The 17,704-nt window shown below is 64.5% G+C and carries 14 protein-coding genes; 10 read left to right on the forward strand and 4 right to left on the reverse strand.

Annotated features, from left to right (window positions below):
- The first annotated feature begins 28 nt into the window (after window positions 1–28).
- From PQR54_RS19345 to astE, 6 genes are read left to right on the forward strand one after another with little or no spacing between them, the layout of a single operon-like run.
- Window positions 29–1,264: an aspartate aminotransferase family protein gene (locus PQR54_RS19345; protein WP_408248444.1), complete on the forward strand. Its 1,236-nt coding sequence runs from the start codon at window positions 29–31 to the stop codon at window positions 1,262–1,264.
- Window positions 1,265–1,305: 41 nt separating this feature from the next.
- Window positions 1,306–2,364 carry an arginine/ornithine succinyltransferase subunit alpha gene (aruF, locus tag PQR54_RS19350; protein WP_408248683.1) on the forward strand — a complete coding sequence of 353 codons (1,059 nt, stop codon included), beginning with the start codon at window positions 1,306–1,308 and terminating at the stop codon, window positions 2,362–2,364.
- On the forward strand, window positions 2,361–3,392 hold the full coding sequence (astA, locus tag PQR54_RS19355) for an arginine N-succinyltransferase (protein ID WP_408248446.1): 1,032 nt from the start codon (window positions 2,361–2,363) through the stop codon (window positions 3,390–3,392). Before aruF ends, astA begins: the two co-directional genes overlap by 4 nt.
- Before the next feature lie 2 nt (window positions 3,393–3,394).
- Window positions 3,395–4,858, forward strand: coding sequence for a succinylglutamate-semialdehyde dehydrogenase (astD, locus tag PQR54_RS19360; protein WP_408248448.1), 1,464 nt, complete (start codon window positions 3,395–3,397; stop codon window positions 4,856–4,858).
- Between the two features lie 9 nt (window positions 4,859–4,867).
- A complete protein-coding gene (astB, locus tag PQR54_RS19365; protein ID WP_408248450.1) occupies window positions 4,868–6,208 on the forward strand; it encodes an N-succinylarginine dihydrolase in 1,341 nt (446 codons plus the stop codon).
- A complete protein-coding gene (astE, locus tag PQR54_RS19370; RefSeq protein WP_408248452.1) occupies window positions 6,192–7,244 on the forward strand; it encodes a succinylglutamate desuccinylase in 1,053 nt (350 codons plus the stop codon). The genes astB and astE overlap by 17 nt, the downstream gene beginning before the upstream one ends.
- A 67-nt stretch (window positions 7,245–7,311) precedes the next feature.
- Here astE and gstA read toward each other — a convergent pair whose 3' ends face one another.
- Window positions 7,312–7,932: a glutathione transferase GstA gene (gstA, locus tag PQR54_RS19375; RefSeq protein WP_408248454.1), complete on the reverse strand. Its 621-nt coding sequence runs from the start codon at window positions 7,930–7,932 to the stop codon at window positions 7,312–7,314.
- Between the two features lie 125 nt (window positions 7,933–8,057).
- Here gstA and PQR54_RS19380 point away from each other — a divergent pair, with 125 nt between their 5' ends.
- Together PQR54_RS19380 and PQR54_RS19385 are read left to right on the forward strand one after the other, a co-directional pair.
- Complete coding sequence (locus PQR54_RS19380; RefSeq protein ID WP_408248456.1) at window positions 8,058–8,966, forward strand: LysR family transcriptional regulator; 909 nt, start codon at window positions 8,058–8,060, stop codon at window positions 8,964–8,966.
- Between the two features lie 246 nt (window positions 8,967–9,212).
- Window positions 9,213–10,007 carry an ABC transporter substrate-binding protein gene (locus PQR54_RS19385; protein ID WP_106312415.1) on the forward strand — a complete coding sequence of 265 codons (795 nt, stop codon included), beginning with the start codon at window positions 9,213–9,215 and terminating at the stop codon, window positions 10,005–10,007.
- 96 nt (window positions 10,008–10,103) lie between these two features.
- Here the strand turns inward: PQR54_RS19385 and PQR54_RS19390 are convergent, their stop codons facing one another.
- Window positions 10,104–10,862, reverse strand: coding sequence for an acetoacetate decarboxylase (locus tag PQR54_RS19390; RefSeq protein ID WP_408248458.1), 759 nt, complete (start codon window positions 10,860–10,862; stop codon window positions 10,104–10,106).
- Between the two features lie 262 nt (window positions 10,863–11,124).
- Here PQR54_RS19390 and PQR54_RS19395 point away from each other — a divergent pair, with 262 nt between their 5' ends.
- Entirely contained in the window at window positions 11,125–12,507 is a 1,383-nt protein-coding gene (locus PQR54_RS19395; protein ID WP_408248460.1) for an EAL and HDOD domain-containing protein, read from the forward strand.
- Between the two features lie 136 nt (window positions 12,508–12,643).
- On the opposite strand, the gene PQR54_RS19400 is transcribed toward PQR54_RS19395, so the two are convergent.
- Window positions 12,644–14,101: an HDOD domain-containing protein gene (locus PQR54_RS19400; RefSeq protein WP_408248462.1), complete on the reverse strand. Its 1,458-nt coding sequence runs from the start codon at window positions 14,099–14,101 to the stop codon at window positions 12,644–12,646.
- 103 nt (window positions 14,102–14,204) lie between these two features.
- Window positions 14,205–16,019 carry a putative bifunctional diguanylate cyclase/phosphodiesterase gene (locus tag PQR54_RS19405; RefSeq protein ID WP_408248464.1) on the reverse strand — a complete coding sequence of 605 codons (1,815 nt, stop codon included), beginning with the start codon at window positions 16,017–16,019 and terminating at the stop codon, window positions 14,205–14,207.
- Between the two features lie 301 nt (window positions 16,020–16,320).
- Here PQR54_RS19405 and PQR54_RS19410 point away from each other — a divergent pair, with 301 nt between their 5' ends.
- Window positions 16,321–17,658 carry an EAL and HDOD domain-containing protein gene (locus tag PQR54_RS19410; RefSeq protein ID WP_408248466.1) on the forward strand — a complete coding sequence of 446 codons (1,338 nt, stop codon included), beginning with the start codon at window positions 16,321–16,323 and terminating at the stop codon, window positions 17,656–17,658.
- Window positions 17,659–17,704: the final 46 nt, after the last annotated feature.

Consider the following 17,704-nt stretch of genomic DNA (forward strand, 5'->3'; position numbering starts at 1 on the left):
TACCTCTCACCTGTAACGAGGATTTGCCATGAACGACCTGACAGTGACACGCCAGACCTTCGACGAAGTCATGGTGCCGGTGTTTTCGCCCGCCGCCTTCGTACCGGATCGCGGTCTCGGCTCACGCGTCTGGGATACGCAAGGCCGCGACTATATCGACTTCGCCGGCGGCATTGCCGTCACCGCTCTGGGCCATGCGCATCCTGAGTTGCTGAACGTGCTGCACGAGCAGGGCGGCAAGCTGTGGCATATCGGCAATGGTTACACCAACGAGCCGGTGCTGCGCCTCGCCAAACGCCTCGAAGACCTGACGTTCGCCGACCGCGCGTTCTTCGCCAACTCGGGCGCGGAAGCGAACGAGGCCGCGTTGAAGCTGGCGCGCCGCGTCGCGTTCGACCGCCACGGCGCGGATAAATACGAAATCATCTCGTTCACGCAGTCGTTCCATGGCCGCACGTTCTTCACGGTCAGCGTCGGCGGGCAGCCGAAGTATTCGGAAGGTTTCGGCCCGGTGCCGGCCGGCATCACGCATCTGCCGTACAACGACATCGAAGCAGCGAAGAAGGCCATCAGCGCGCAAACCTGCGCGGTGATCGTCGAGCCGATTCAGGGCGAAGGCGGCGTGATCCCGGCGGATCCGGCGTTCCTGAAGGCGCTGCGCGAAGCCTGCGATCAGCACGGCGCACTGCTGATTTTTGACGAGGTACAAACGGGTGTGGGCCGCAGCGGCTATTTCTACGCGTACGAGGAAACCGGCGTGACGCCGGACATCCTCACCACCGCGAAAGCGCTGGGCAACGGTTTCCCGATCGGCGCGATGCTGACCACCAATGAACTGGCCGCGTATTTCAAGGTCGGCGTGCACGGCACGACGTATGGCGGCAATCCGTTGGGCGCGGCGATCGCTGAGAAGGTGGTCGAGCTGGTCAGCGACCCGAAGCTGCTGGAAGGCGTGCGCGCGCGCAGCGAAGCGCTGAAAGGCCACCTCGCGAAGCTCAACGAACGCTTCGGTCTGTTCACGGAAGTGCGCGGCCGGGGTCTGTTGATCGGTGCGGAATTGACCGACGCATTCAAGGGCCGCGCGAAAGATTTCGTCACGGCAGCAGGCCAGCACGGCGTGATCATGCTGATGGCCGGTCCTGACGTGCTGCGTTTCGTGCCCTCGCTGATCATGCCGCTCGACGACATGAACGAAGGCTTCGAGCGACTCGCCAAGGCCATCGAAAGCATTGTCGGCGCGAAGGCCGAAGCGGCGTCGAACTGATCCGCGGCATTGATCATGCGTCACATTCAACAGGAACGATGATGCTCTTCGTACGCCCAGGCCGTCTCGCCGATCTCGACGCGCTCGAACATATGGCGCGCACCGCGCAGCCGGTGCTGCACTCCCTGCCGCACGACCGGCGTGCGCTCGAAGCGCGCGTCGCGTTGTCGGAAGACTCGTTTCGCGCGGAAGTCGATTTTCCGGGCGAGGAGTTCTATCTGTTCGTGCTCGAAGACTCGGAGAGCGGCAAGCTGATGGGCACGGCGAGCATCGTCGCCGCGGCCGGTTATTCGGACCCGTTCTACGCGTTTCGCAACGACGCGCTGATTCATGCATCGCGAGAGCTGCATGTGAACCGCAAGATTCACGCGCTGACCATGTCGCATGAGTTGACCGGCAAGAGTCGACTTGCCGGCTATTACATCGATCCGTCGCTGCGTGGCGATGCCGCCGCGCATCTCATGTCGCGCGCTCGAATGATGTACATCGCCGCGAATCGCAAGCGCTTCACGCCCGAGGTGTTTTCGCTGCTGCTCGGCGTCACCGACGAGAACGGCGTATCGCCGTTCTGGGAAGCGGTGGGGCGCAAGTTCTTCGGCCGCAATTTTGCGGACATCGAGATCGAATCGGGCGGCCGCAGCCGCACGTTCATCGCCGAAGTGATGCCCACATATCCCATCTATGTGCCGTTGCTGCCCGAGGCGGCGCAGCGCGTGCTCGGCGAGCCGGATTCGAAGGCTTTGCTTGCGTATGACATCCACCTTGAAGAAGGCTTCGAGACGGATCGCTATATCGACATTTTCGACGCGGGTCCGGTGTTGACCGCGCAGGTGGATCGCAGCGCTTGCGTGACGCGCAACGAAACGCGTGTGGTGCACGAGAACAATGCGTCTGCCGACGGTTCGACGTATCTGATCGCACATAACGGCGCCGATGGCGAGTTCCGCTGTGTGCTCGGCGAATTGGCGGCGGGTAAAGAAGCCGGCGCGTCGTTGCCGCACGGGGCGCGAGCGGCGCTCGGCGTCGAAGAAGGCGATACGGTGCGCTGCGTGCCGCTGCACCAGCCGCATCAGGATGAACAATCGGGAGAGGCACAATGATTGTCGTTCGCGTTGTGCAACGAGGCGATGTGGACGCGCTCATGCGGCTCGCGCAGGAAACCGGCCCGGGTCTGACCACCTTCAAGCCGGACCGCGACGCACTCGCGGCACGCGTGGAACGCGCGCGCCGCACGATGGAAGACAAGGCCGAGCCGCATGAAGCCGGCTACTTCTTCGTGATGGAAGACACCGACACGGGCGACGTCGCCGGCGTGTGCGGCATCGAAACCGCGGTGGGTCTGCAACAGCCGTTCTACAACTATCGCGTGAGCACCGTGGTGCACGCGAGCCAGGACCTCGGCATCTGGACGCGCATGCGCGCGCTGAACATCTCGCATGACCTGACGGGTTATGCCGAAGTGTGCTCGCTGTTCCTCAGCCCGCGTTATCGCACGAGCGGCGTGGGCGGCTTGCTGTCGCGCTCGCGCTTCATGTTTCTCGCGCAGTTTCGCGAGCGATTTCCGCAGCGTCTGTGCGCGGAATTGCGCGGCCATTTCGATGCGGAAGGCACTTCACCGTTCTGGCGCGCGGTCGGCTCGCATTTCTACCAGATCGATTTCAACGCGGCGGACTATTTAAGTTCGCATGGCCGCAAGGCGTTCCTCGCCGAGTTGATGCCGCGCTATCCGGTGTATGTCGAGTTGTTGCCGGAAGAGGCGCAGCAATGCGTCGGCCTCACGCATAACGACACGATTCCGGCGCGCCGCATGCTGGAAGCGGAAGGGCTGCGCTACGAGAACCACGTCGATATCTTCGACGCGGGTCCGGTGCTCGAATGCCATATCGCCGACTTGCGCACGGTGCGCGAGAGCGTAGTGGTGCCGGTTGAGATCAGCGCCACGGCCGCGCCGCAGGATGGGCAGAAATCGATGGTGTCGAATACCTCGCTGGGCGATTTTCGGGTCGGCGTGGTAGCGGGCGTGCCGCAGGACGGCGTGTTCCGCCTGAGCGCGACTGAAGCCGCGGCACTCGACGTCAAGGCAGGCGAACTCGTACGCGTGCTGCCGCAGAAACACAAACAGGGATGATCATGAGCGAGCTTTTCATCGACGGCGAATGGGCCGCCGGCACAGGACCCGCATTCGCGTCGCACAACCCGGGCACGGGCGCGGCGGTATGGGAAGGCAACAGCGCCTCGGCGAACGACGTCGACCGTGCGGTGCGCGGCGCGCGCCGCGCCTTCGCCGCGTGGTCGGCGTTGAGCCTCGACGAGCGTTGCGGCGTGGTGCGCCGCTTCGCCGCGCTCGTGACCGAACGCAAGGAAGCGCTGGCCGAAGCGATCGGCCGCGAAACCGGCAAGCCGTTGTGGGAAGCGCGCACTGAAGCGGCATCCATGGCGGCCAAGGTCGAGATCTCGATTCAGGCTTATAACGAGCGCACCGGCGAAAAGCGTTCGGCGATGGCGGACGGCACTGCCGTGCTGCGGCATCGTCCGCATGGTGTGGTGGCCGTGTTTGGGCCGTACAACTTTCCAGGGCATTTGCCGAACGGGCATATCGTTCCGGCGCTGATCGCGGGCAATGCGGTCGTTTTCAAGCCGTCGGAACTCGCGCCTGGTGTCGCCGCGCTCACCGTGCAGATCTGGCGCGATGCCGGTTTGCCTTCGGGCGTGCTGAACCTCGTGCAAGGCGAGAAGGACACCGGCATTGCGCTGGCGAATCACCGGCAGATCGACGGGCTGTTCTTCACGGGTAGTTCGGATACCGGAACATTGTTGCACAAGCAATTCGGCGGCCGCCCGGAAATCGTGCTGGCGCTGGAAATGGGCGGCAACAATCCGCTCGTGATCGGACCGGTGGCCGATGTCGATGCCGCCGTGCATCACACGATCCAGTCGGCGTTTCTGTCGGCGGGGCAGCGTTGCACGTGCGCGCGCCGAATTTTCGTGCCGAACGACGCCCAAGGCGATCGTTTCATGGAACGCTTCACTGAAGTCACGTCGCGCATCACCGTCGGCGAATACAACGCCGATCCGCAGCCGTTCATGGGCGCCGTGATTTCGGCGCGTGCTGCGTCGCGACTTGTCGCCGCGCAAGAACGACTGCTGGCCGACGGCGCCAAGGCTTTGCTCAAGATGGAGCAGCGCGATCCGAAACTCGGATTTGTCACGCCCGCGATCCTCGATGTGACGAATGTCAAGAATCTGCCGGACGAGGAACACTTCGGTCCTCTCGCGCAAATCATCCGCTACGGCAGCTTCAACGAAGCGCTGGAACAAGCCAACGACACCGAGTTCGGCCTCTCCGCCGGCCTGCTCGCCGACGACGAAGCGCTCTGGACGCACTTCCAGCGCACCATCCGCGCCGGCATCGTCAACTGGAACCGGCCGACCAATGGCGCATCGTCTGGCGCGCCGTTCGGCGGGCCGGGCCGCTCGGGCAATCACCGGCCGAGCGCGTATTACGCCGCCGACTACTGCGCGTTCCCGATGGCGTCCGTCGAAAGCGCGCAACTGCAAATGCCCGCGAGCGTCTCGCCGGGCCTTCAATTCTAAGGATCGACGATGCAAGCCACTGAAGCCAATTTCGACGGCCTGGTCGGCCCGACCCACAACTACGCGGGGCTCTCGTTCGGCAACGTCGCGTCGCAGAACAACGATAAGTCGATTGCGAATCCGAAGGCGGCGGCGCGCCAGGGCCTGCGCAAGATGAAGCAATTGGCCGATCTCGGCTTTCATCAGGGCGTGTTGCCGCCGCAGGAGCGTCCTTCGATGCGTCTGTTGCGCGAACTCGGTTTCTCCGGCGACGACGCCACCGTAATCGCGCGTGTGGCGAGAGACGCGCCCGAGTTGCTGGCCGCCGCGAGTTCGGCTTCGGCGATGTGGACCGCGAATGCGGCGACCGTGAGCCCATCCGCGGATACGCACGACGGCCGAGTGCATTTCACGCCGGCGAATCTGTGCAGCAAGCTGCATCGCGCGATCGAACACGAGTCGACGCGCCGGACGCTGCGCGCGATTTTCAACGACGCCGACCGCTTCGTGGTGCACGAGGCGCTGCCCGGCACGCCCGCGCTCGGCGATGAGGGCGCGGCGAATCACACGCGCTTCTGCGCGGACTATGCGGCACGTGGCGTCGAATTCTTCGTGTACGGCCGCAGCGAGTATCGTCGCGGGCCGGAGCCGAAGCGCTTCCCGGCGCGTCAAACCTTCGAGGCGAGCCGCGCGGTCGCGCATCGTCATGGCCTTGCCGAAGGGGCCACGGTGTACGCGCAGCAGAACCCCGACGTGATCGACGCGGGCGTGTTCCATAACGACGTGATCGCGGTCGGCAATCGCAGTACGCTGTTCTGTCATCAACTGGCGTTCGTCGAACAGAATGCGGTGTACGACGAATTGCGCTCGAAGCTCACCGGCCTGAAAACGGACTTCAACGTGATCGAAGTGCCGGACGCGCAGGTGAGCGTGGCCGATGCCGTCACCTCGTATCTGTTCAACAGCCAGCTGCTGACGCGCCCGGACGGCAAGCAGGTGCTGGTGGTGCCGCAGGAGTGCCGCGAGAATCCGCGCGTAGCGGCGTACCTCGACGATCTGGCATCGCATGCGGGCCCGATCGACGACGTGCTGGTGTTCGATCTGCGCGAAAGCATGAAGAACGGCGGCGGCCCGGCGTGTCTGCGTCTGCGTGTCGTCCTCGACGACGCGGAGCGCGCGGCGGTGACGCAAGGCGTGTGGATTGACGACACCTTGTTCGGCCGACTGGATACGTGGATCGAAAAACATTATCGTGACCGTCTTGCGCCGGCCGATCTGACCGATCCGCAATTGCTCGCCGAATCGCGCACCGCGCTCGACGAACTGACGCAGATTCTCGGTTTGGGTTCGCTGTATGACTTCCAGCGCTGAGCGCGGTATGCCGCTGCCGATGCTCGACGATTTTCTGGCTTATACACTGGCGGGCACGCGGCCGGCCGCGAAGGAAACACAGGGTACGTGTGCCGGCGGCGTGCGCTGGTCGTGGCTGGACGACGGCGTGCTGTCGATGGAGCCCGCGGCGCAGGAAGAGGGCGTGCGCAGCGTGCTCGTCTCCGCCGGCGTGCACGGCGACGAGACCGCGCCGATTGAACTGCTGGGTTTTCTGGTGCGCGACATCGCACGAGGTACGGCCGCGCTGACCTGCCGCCTGCTGGTGATTCTCGGCAACGTCGACGCCATGCGCGACGCGTGCCGTTATCGCGACGACGATCTGAACCGCCTCTTCAGCGGCCGTCATCTGCAAGTGCCGCAGAGTTACGAAGCACCGCGTGCCGCCGCGCTCGAACAGGCGGCGGTGCAATTCTTCGCGGCAGCATCGAGCGAGCCGGGCGCGCGCTGGCATATCGACATGCACACGGCGATCCGCGCATCCGCCTTTGAACAGTTCGCGTTGCTGCCGCATACCGGCAAGCCGTTTTCGCGCGCGATGTTCGAATGGCTCGGCGAGGCGCGTATCAGCGCGGTGCTGTTGCACACCACGAAGGGCAATACGTATTCGCATTTCACCGCGCAGGCATGCGGCGCCGAAGCGTGCACGCTGGAGCTCGGCAAGGTGCGTCCGTTCGGTCAAAACGATCTGACGCGTTTCGCCGGTGCCGATCATGCAGTGCGCCACTTGCTGGCCGGCATGCGCGGCGAGGTTCGTGCGGACCTGCCGCGCGCGTTCACGGTGATCGATCAGATCACCAAGCAAAGCGACGCGTTCGAATTGCTGGTCGCGGCCGATGTCGCGAATTTCACGCCGTTCGCGAAAGGCACCGTGCTCGCGCGCGACGGCGAATATCAGTATGTCGTGCAGCACGACGAGGAACGGCTCGTGTTTCCGAACGCGACCGTCAAGCCCGGTTTGCGGGCCGGCTTGATGGTTGTCGAGACGACGCAGGACACGTTGTCGAAACTCGTGTAGTTCACGACTACGCCAGACCCGAACGTTGCGCGCCAGGGCGCACAACGTTTCTCACTCGCGTGGCCGTTTAGGCTGCGTTCGCGCGGATCAAACCTTCCGCCACCATCGCTTGCCGCACCTTCGGGCGTGCCGCAACGCGCTCCAGATACGCCTCCAGCTTCGGATAAGCGGCGAGATCGATCGACAGCATGCGCGCCCAACTCAGCACGGTGAACGCATACGCGTCGGCGACGGAGAACCGTCCCGTCAGATAGTCGCGTGCCGCAAGCACCTTTTCGAGTTCGCTAAAACGTGTGGCGAGTTTGGCGCGGCATTCGGCCTTCGTCGATTCGGCTGTCTCCTGATGCCAGAGCCACGGGCTGAACGTCTTGTGCAATTCCGTGCTGATATACGTGAGCCAGCCGAGCGCTTCGAGCCGTTGCGGCGAACCCGCGGGCGGCAGCAAATCCGACTCGGGCGCGAGATCGGCGACGTATTGCAGCAGCGCGGCGCCCTCCGTATGACGAGAGCCATCGGCGAATTCGAGCAGGGGCACATAACCGCGCGGCGAGATCGCGTAATAGTCGTCGCCGTTGGCGAGCTTGTGCGTTTGCAGATTGACCTTGATGCCTTCGAAGTCGAGATCCGCTTCGCGCAGTGCAATGTGAACCGCCAACGAACAGGCGCCCGGCGAGTAATAGAGTTTCATGTTTCACTGCCCTAGATGAGGTTGAAGTCCCGGCAGGTGCCGGTGGCAAAGCTCGTCGGCCGACAAGTCCATGTGGTAAAAGTAGCCCGGATCGCATTCCGGATAAACAGGCGGCTTGCCAAACCATGCGTGCAAAAACGCAATACGAACTGACTTCGGCGGATACCCAGACCATTCTCGCGCTGGTGCGCGCCGGCACGCTCGCGGAAGCCGCGCAGCGTTTGGGTATCGACGCCTCGACCATCTTTCGCTCGGTGCAGCGGATCGAACGCGGGCTGGGACAACGTTTGTTCGAGCGCTCGCGCAGCGGTTACCGCGCCACGCCGCTCGGCGCGCAACTGGCGCGGCACGCCGAGCGCATCGAAAGCGAACTGGCGGCGGCGCGCTCCACGGTGCAGGCGAGCAGCGACCGCGTGTCCGGCAGCGTCCACGTGACAACCACCGATACCGTGCTATACGGTCTGCTATTGCCCGCACTGCATGATTTCGCGGCGCTGCATCCGGCGTTGTCGTTCGAGTTGACGGCGACCAACAGTCTCGCGAGTCTCACCAAACGCGACGCCGATATCGCCGTGCGCGCCACGCGCCGCGCGCCGGATCATCTGGTCGGCAAGCACGTGGGTCCGCTGCGTATCGCCGTGTTCGCCGCCAGGAGCAGCGGCATCCACGCGAGCGATGTCGATGCGCTGGCGCGTTGCGACTGGGCGGCCCCGGACGCCTCGCTCGGCGATCACCCTTCGGTGCTGTGGCGCAAGCGTCATTGCCCGACAGTCGAGCCGCGCTACAAGACCAACAGCGTGATGGCGGTATTTGAACTCGTGGTGCGCGGTTTCGGTGTCGGCATCTTTCCGACCTTTCTCGCGCGTGGCCGCGACGATCTCGTGCAATTGACTCCGCCGCTCGACGAAGCCGAGTCGCAGGTGTGGGTGCTCGCGCATCCGGAGTCGCGTCACTTGCCGCATGTGGCTGCCGTCTATACGCATCTGTCGCAGCAGCTCAGCGGCGAGTTCGCAGCCGGCGACGGCGCGCTGTGACGCGTTCCGCTTTGCCTGAACGCGACAGCTATTTACACCTTTACGCGTGAGCCCAAAGCGCGTGCCCATCGACGCCCCACGCGGCGCGCCCGCAGGCACGGCAGACGGAGCCTGTACAATCGCCGCCTCGCGGCTGTTGCGCTGCACCACACCGGCCGCACGAGTTTGAATCGCAATTTTGGCGCGGCAATCATGCTTGCCCGGATTCGGCTCCGTCTTATTCAATACCGTAGAGGAACACCCGTAATGAAGATGAATTGGCGAAACATGGCTGCGCTTGCGCTGTTCGCAGCGGCGTCGGTCACGGCCGGCACCGCTGCGGCGGCCGATATCAAGGAAGTGCATTTCGGCGTCGAGGCATCGTATGCGCCGTTCGAATCGAAGTCGCCGTCGGGCGAGCTGCAGGGTTTCGACATCGACGTCGGCAACGCAGTGTGCGCGAAGCTGAAGGCCAAATGCGTGTGGGTCGAGAACTCGTTCGACGGTCTGATCCCGGCTTTGCAGGCGCGCAAGTTCAACGCCATCAACTCGGACATGACGATCACGGATCAGCGCCGCCAGGCGGTCGACTTCACGGATCCGATCTACACCATTCCGAATCAGATGATCGCGAAGAAGGGCAGCGGTCTGCTGCCGACGCCGGCGTCGCTCAAGGGTAAGCATGTCGGCGTGCTGCAAGGCACGATTCAGGAAACCTACGCGAAAGCGCGTTGGGCGCCGGCCGGCGTCGACGTCGTGCCGTATCAGACGCAGGATCAGATTTACGCCGACCTCGCGTCGGGTCGTCTCGACGCCGCGTTCCAGGACGCGGAAGCCGCATCGAAGGGCTTCCTGAAGAAGCCGCAAGGCGCGGGCTTCGAGTTTGCCGGTCCGGCCGTCACCGATGAGAAGCTGCTCGGCGCGGGCGTTGGCTTCGGCATCCGCAAGGGCGATAAGGCCTTGAAGGACGCGTTGAACCAGGCGCTCAAGGAACTGAAGGCCGACGGCACGATCGACCGATTCGCCGCGAAGTACTTCGACGTGAAGGTGGTGTTGAAGTAACGCGCGTCTTACGCGATTCGTTGTAGTTGATGCAAAACGGCCGCTGAATAGCGGCCGTTTGCATTCGAGGCGGCGCGAGAGGCGAGCGCTATCCGATCAACGAACGTTCGCTTCCGGCTGATCGAGATAATCGAACACCACTTCGCCGAGACCGAGCGTCAGATCGGCAAGCAGATGGCGCGCTTCGACGACCTCCAGCACCGGCAATTCCGCGACCGGCGCGAGCGCGTGATGCGCCAGTTCGAGCGCGGCCGGGCCAGTCCATGCGCCTTTCAGATCGATGTCCTGCAGGTAGTAGCGCACCAGTTCGCAGATGCGCGGCGTGCCGTCCACATGCGGAATCACCTTGAGCAAGAAGTTCGGCGTTTCGAGGCGCTTTTTCTGCTGTGCCAGATCGAGCTGCCGGTGCTTGTAGCCCATCGTGCCGGTGGCGATACGCACCGGACCGTAGTCGAGCGTGCCGACGAGCGTGTCGGTATGAACGGCGAGTACCGGGTTCGCGAGCTTCTTCGGAAAGCCCCACAATTCGCGGCCGCCGGCGATGGGCGGATGGTCGTCCAGATACATGGCCAGTGTATAGCCGCCCGCCACGCCCTTGTACGACACCGGGATCACCTGGCCGCTTTCCGTGTAGTCGCCGAAACCCGTCGAATCCGGCATGCGGATAAACTCGTAGTGCACCAGCGGCTCGCCGATCTCGAGCGGCTCGGGCACCACGGCGCGCAGTTTGTCCGGATCGGTGCGGTAGGTGATGATCAGGAATTCGCGGTTGATGAACCGGTACGGGCCCATGGGGAATGCCGGACTCGTAATCGGCATGGCGAAGGCATTTGACAGCACGCTTTTGACGTCCATGTTTTTCCTCGGTGGTTAAACGCGGTTGGAACGCTTCTGCACTGCACAAGAGTATCGTTGATTCCACGTGGCCTTGCTCTCGAACTGCTCACCAATTATTTCCAGATATTGCTTCACGGACGTGTCCGCGCTTGGCGGCCTGCGCTAAAATCGGCGAGCGCACCGCAGGCGCCACGGCTCACGCAAAGGCCGCGTGCCGCGAGTGCAGCGAAAACCAAAATACAGCAGTAGGCGCCTGGGCGGCGCTTAGCGGGGGAGTGCAATGACCACCATCGCAATCGAGAATCCGGGCCACACGGGTCAAACGGGTGCGCAGGACGATGCGCAATTGAATGCCAGCTTCGCGCGGCAGCCGATTCTGAACCGGGACGGCATGCTGTGCGGCTACGAGATCAAGGTGCGGGCACCGGAATGGCCGGCGGATTCGGCTGACGCCGCACATTCCGCCGGACATGAGAACAGCGACACCGACGCCGACGCGTCAGACCGCGCGCCCGATCCGGCCCAACGCGTGGCGCGAGCCATCCTGCACGGCCTGCTTCAGGGCAATGTGCGCGGCGCGCTGACCGGGCATCCGGCCTATGTCGACGTCAGCCGCGAGATGCTATTCGACGACGCGATCCTGCGGCTGCCCGCCGAGCGCTTCATGTTCGAATTGGCGCCCACCATCGAGATCGACGAGGCGCTGGTGGCGCGCATCGTCCAGTTGCATGGGCGGCGCTATCGCTTCGTGCTCGACGAGGTGACCCAACCCAACGAAGCCTTCGCCAAGCTGTTGCCATACGCCGAAGTCGTCAAGATCGATTTCATGCACGCGCCGCGCGCGCTGCTGCCGAAACTGGCGAGCGTGCTCAAGTCGGCGGGCAAGCTGCTGGTCGCCTCGGGTATCGACGCGCAGGCCGATTTCGAAACGGCGCATGGACTCGGCTTCGATCGCTTTCAAGGCTACTTCTTCGCGCGCGCGCAGACCTCGGCGACGCGCCGTGTCAGCGCGCCGCGCCATGCGTTGCTGAATCTGCTGCAACTCCTGTCGGGCGATCCGACCGTCGCGCAGCTCGAAGCCGAACTCAAGCTGAACCCGGTGCTGGTGATGCATCTGATGAAGCTCGCCAATTCGAGCGGCCTCGCCGTCGGCCACAAGGTCACGACGTTGCGCGAAGCGATCAACGCGACCGGCACCAACCGCATCGCGCGCTGGACGCAGCTGCTGCTCTACGCCGACGGCCGCAAGGTCGCCCTCGAGGACGATCCCTTGCTGCAACTCGCCGCGACCCGCGCGCGCTTCATGGAACTGGCGATCGAGCGCCTGCCCGAAGCCGGCCGCGACGAAGCCGATGCAGCGTTCCTGACCGGCGTATTTTCATTCGTCGACGCGGTGTTCGGCGGCTCGCTCGAAAGCACCTTGAATGTGCTGACGTTGTCGCGTCCGATCCAGGCGGGCATCCTGCATCGGCAGGGCGTGCTGGGGTTGCTGCTGACCGCGGTCGAAGCGCTCGAACGCGGCGCGTGGGACGAGATCGGCACGCTGTGCGAACGCTTGCAGCCGTTGACGGTGGAGGAGGTCGCGGAACTGGGTCTGGCGGCCGGCGCATGGGCCGGTGTCGCCGACCGCAGCGCGGAAGGGCTGGAAAGAATCGAGGATTGAGATCGGCGCTTCAGCCGGAGACCGCGGCATGCGAGGCATGGCGGTTCCGGCGGAACTGACTCAGGTGCAACCTGGCGTCGGGCAAACACAGAACAGGTGAGAGTGAAGCGGAGTGATCAACGATCACGCCATGTCTTCACATCATCTCCATTTCCCGCATCTGCCCCAGGCCGAAAAAACGGCCTAACTCCTTGGCCAGTTCATTCAACACGCTCATCTCTTTCTGTGAGATGCGCCGTGGCTCCTGACTATGCGACCAGTCGCCGTAGAGCAGCGCCACCGTCGTATCGCTTTCATCGACGACCGGCAGCAGCACGAAGGCGCGGGAGTCGTCGAAGGAGCGGCGGAACCATTCGGGCAGCCGCGCGACCATCTTCGGATCGCGCGCGTTCTCGATGAAGATGCCCACCGAGTTCGCGATCGCCAGATGAAACACGTCGGGCTCGAAAGCCGTGTTGAACGTCAGCTTGGGTAACGCCGCGTCGATCTTCGGTCCGAGACCGAGGCGCGCCTTGAAGGTGCCGTTGCTGTGCTTGACGAATACCACCGTGCGCGCAAAGCCCAGGCCCGCGAGCAGCGTTTCGGCCGCCATCGCCAGTGCCGGCGCTAGCGGGCTGCCTTCCGGCAGGCCGCGCAGATCTTGCACGCCCACTGCGATGCGCGCCTCGGGGCTGAGCGCCTCGCGCGCGATCGCGTCCGCGTTGGCGCGCAGTTCGACGATTTCGCGCATCACGCCGTCGCCGCCTTCTTCGCGGGCGAGCGCCACGCTCATCTGGAGCAGCAGTTCGGGATCGGTGTTCAGCGCGCCGCTATATTCCTGCGCCAGTTCGGCGATGCGTTCCTCGCGTTCCCAGTCCGGCATGTTCTGCTGGGTGAGCACGTCGGCGACCGCCGTCGAGTAATTGGTAATGGCGCGCAGCCATTGCACCTGGCGCGGCTGCGTGACGTCTTGCGGATCGAACTCGCCCATGCCGGAGCGGATCATGTCGGGCAGGCGCCAGCGCACGGCGGCTTCGGCGCCGATTTCGTCGAACGTGACGCCGAGCACCAGCACGCAGGCATCGGCTTCGAGCGTGCCGTCGTCGATATGGCGGCGAATCTGATCCCATTCGGCGTCGAGATAGAACACCACCAGCAGCTTGCCGATCTGCCGCATCAGCGTGCAGACCACGGCTTCCTCGCCGGCGCGCAGATCGCCGCGTTCGGTCAGCTTGCGCGCGACGCAGCCCGACAGCAGCGTGCGGTTCAGTTCGAGTTTCGCGTCGATGCGGCGTGGCGCGCTGTGATGGAAGTGATCGACTATTTTCAGGCCGACCACCAGGTGGCCGACCGCGTCCATGCCGAGCACCATCAGCGCGCGCGACACGGTGGTGATGTTGCCGCCGAACGCCATGTACATGGCCGAGTTCGCGAGCCGCAGTACTTTTTGCGTGAGGGCGAAGTCGGACAGTACCACCTGCACGAGGCCGGTGAAGTCGAGGTCGTCATTGTTCATCGCCGCCATGGTGGAGCGCAGCGACTGCGACAGCATGGGGAAATCGCCGCGCTCGCTCATTCGCGTCCAGAGCCGGTCGAGCACCGCCGCCTTTACCATGTGAGTCCCGCCAAAGCCATACATGTTCCAATGAGTGCCACGCCGGCCAGAGACCGGCTTGTTCCGCTGCATGATTCACGACATGAGCGCTTTGCCTGCATGGCTAGGCGCTGTGCAAATGAAGCGTGCGCGCTTCGAAACGCTGCGCGAGTTCGTCGGACGGCAGCGCCTTGCAGACGAGCCACCCCTGAATGTGGTCGCATCCCATCTCGGTGAGCAGGGCGCGCTGTGCTTCCGTTTCGACGCCCTCGGCCACCAGCTCCAGATCCAGTGTCTGAGCGAGGCCCACGACGGCGCTAACGATTGCCTGATCGTTCCGGGAGGTTAGCAGATTCTCGACAAAACTCCTGTCGATCTTGAGCTTGGCCAGCGGGAAGCGTTGCAGGTAAGCCAGGCTCGAATAACCGGTGCCGAAGTCGTCGACCGCGAAGCGGATGCCCATGGCGGTCAGGTCTTCGAGCAGACCCTTGGCATGCGCCGGGTCGTGCATCAGCAGGCTTTCGGTGATCTCGAACACGAGGCGGCGCGGATCGATGCCGGTCAACTCGATCGCCTCGCGCACGGCGTCCTTGAAGCGCGGATCGCGGAACTGCTGCGGCGACACGTTCACGGCCACGTATTGCAGGGAGATGCCTTTCGCATCCCACTGGATCAACTGCATGCAGGCCACCTTCAACACCCAGTTGCCGAGGAAGTTGATCAGGCCGATCGACTCAGCAAGTGGGATGAACATGGACGGCGGCACCAGTCCGTGCACCGGATGCAACCAGCGGATCAAGGCTTCCACGCCGACCACGCCATGCGTGCGGCTGCTCGTGATCGGCTGGAAGTGTAGCGAGAACTCGCCGTTGCGCACGCCGTCGTAGAGGTCGGCTTCCAGCTTCAGGCGCTCGGCGTCGGCGGGATTGTCGTCGGGCACATAGAAGGCGAGGGTGTTGCCGCCGGCCGCCTTGGCCTGCAGGAGGGCGTGATCAGCCCAGCGCAGCAGATGGGTGTCGTGACCGGCGGTGTCGTTGGCGTGGCGCACGTCCGGATAGAGCGCGATGCCGATGCTCGCGGACAGATGCACCTGCTGGCCGTTGAACACATACGGCTGCTGGATCGCGGTCAGCAGGCGCCGCGCCAGCGTTTCGGCGGCGGCCGCCGCATCGGTGCGGCTGGCGGCGGGCTTCACGAGAATCGCGAACTCGTCGCTGGCCACGCGCGCCACGGTCTCGCTCGGGCTCGTCATGTTCAGGATGCGGCGCGAGGTGTCGCGCAGCATTTCGTCGCCGGCATCGTAGCCGAGCGCGCGGTTCACGCGCTGATAGTCGTCGAGGTCGAGCAGCAGCAGCGCGGCCGGTGTGCCGTGCGCGTCGGCTTGCTGCTGGGCGTCGAGGAGCGCGGGAATCAGCGCCGACTGGTTGGCCAGATTGGTCAGGCGGTCCAGATGCAACGCCTGGGTCAAACGTTCCTCGGTGGCGCGCCAGGCCGATACGTCGAAGCCGGCGATCGCATAGCCCGCGGTGCCGTCGTGACTGCTGCGCACCACGCGCAGCTCGACCGTGATCGGATAAGTCAGCGACTTGATGAGGCTCAGCGTGGCCTTCTCGACGTTGCCCGAGACGGCGGCGCGCGTCAGCAGGGTGTCGAGGCGCGGCACGTCGGCCGGCGCCACGAGGTCGTGCAGCGTGATGGTCTCGAGATACTCGCGGTGATAACCGATGAAGCGCAGGCTGGCTTCGGATACATAGATGAAGCGCAGCTCGTCGTCGACGTGCGCCAGCAGGTCGACGGCGCCGACCACCTGTTCCAGTTGGGCAGCGCGGCTTGCGGCCGCCTGCGGTTTGCCGTCCACGCGCCGGCCGAACGCACGAAGCCGGTCCATGACCGTGCGCAAGGAGCCCCGGCGGGGCGCGGTGATCCTGTTCGCTTCCATGTTTATCGCTGGCAACCTGTGTTCGTCTGCAGGCGGGGCGGCTCACCTGCCCGCCAATCGGGGCGGTCGAGAGGTATCAGGCCGCCCCATCAGAACGAGATAACGACCCTTGCGGCGAAATCTTTAGCGCCTGCTGCAAAAAACATCCGGTAAGGAAGCGCTTGCACGGCGTGGCCGCGACCGGGGAACGATTCAGTTAAAGTGCGGCTGTGCGACGTCCGTTAATACGACAAACGTGTTGTGCAGTACCGGCCGAGACGTCGCTGCTGCGTAGCTTACCGAATACTTCCCCCGATGCTCCATGTCTGAACGCCATCAAGCCAAGGCCACTGCCCGGCATAACGAGGTGCTCGACGCAGCTGCCGACGGCGCCGAATCGTGGGCCGCGCCGCAGTTCGTGTATCTGGGCCGTCAACCGATCCTCGATCGCGACGGCGCGCTCAATGCCTACGAACTGTTGTATCGAGCCGGCGCGCATAACTACGCCGAAGTTACCGACGACGCCCAGGCGACCGCGCAGGTGGTGGCGCGCGCGATCGGCGGGATCGGCGTGCCGACGGTGCTGGGCCAGCATCGCGGTTTCGTCAATATCGACCGCGCGCTGCTCTTTAACGACATCGTGCATCTGATGCCGCCCGAGCGCTTCGTGCTCGAAATCCTCGAGACCGTGAAATTCGATGCGCAGCTGGTCCGCCGTCTGGGCGAGCTGCGCCGCGCCGGCTTTCAGGTGGCGCTCGACGACGTGAGCGAACTGTCCGACGAGCTGATCGGCGCGCTGCCGCATGCCGACATCGTCAAGATCGACTTCCTGCAGACCGACCGCGCCGTGCTGCCGAAGCTGGCGTCGCTGGTGCGCGGGCAGGGCAAGACGCTGATCGCCGAGAAGGTCGAGACGCGCGAGGATTTCGCGCTCGCCCGTGACCTCGGCTTCGATCTGTTCCAGGGCTACTTTTTCGCGCGGCCGCAGGTGCTGGCCGCGCCGCGCAACCGCTCGCCGCGGCCGGGGCTGCTGCGCCTCCTGGCGCTGCTGTCGCGCGACGCCGACATCGTCGAACTCGAAGCGGAGCTCAAGCTGAACCCGAGCGTGGTGGTGCAGCTGTTGCGCCTCGTCAATTCGAGTGCGTTCGGGCTGGGGCGCAATATTGCGTCGTTGCGCGAGGCGATCATTGCCACCGGCACACGGCAGATCGCGCGCTGGGCGCAATTGCTGCTGTACGCCGACAGCGGCGACCTGCCGTGGCGCGCCGATCCGCTGGTGCAACTGGCGGGCACGCGTTCGCGTTTCATGGAGTTGGCCGCGACCTGGCTGCGTCCCGCCGACGACGAATTCGCCGATGCGGCCTTCATGACCGGAATTTTTTCGCTGATCCACGTCGTGCTCGGCAGCTCGCCGGGCGCGGTGCTGGAGAAACTCGGCCTCGCGCCGCAGATTCGCGAAGCGATCGTGTCGCGGCGTGGCGAACTCGGCACCTTGCTGCGCCTTGCCGAGGCAGCGGGCGAGGGCGTCGACGCGGCATCGATCGCGCTGGGCCCCGATGCGCCGGCCGGCTTCGTGGCCTTTACGCCCGAGGTGCTGGCCGAGCTGAACCTGTCGGCCGCGGCCTGGTTCGGCGCGCATATCGAGGAAGCTATCGCTTGACGGGCACGGCGGCGCCGTCGCGCGCTTTCGGTGTGCTTGCCGTCGC

Origin of the sequence: Paraburkholderia phytofirmans, from assembly GCF_046028095.1 — a bacterium.
GTDB lineage: Bacteria > Pseudomonadota > Gammaproteobacteria > Burkholderiales > Burkholderiaceae > Paraburkholderia > Paraburkholderia phytofirmans_A.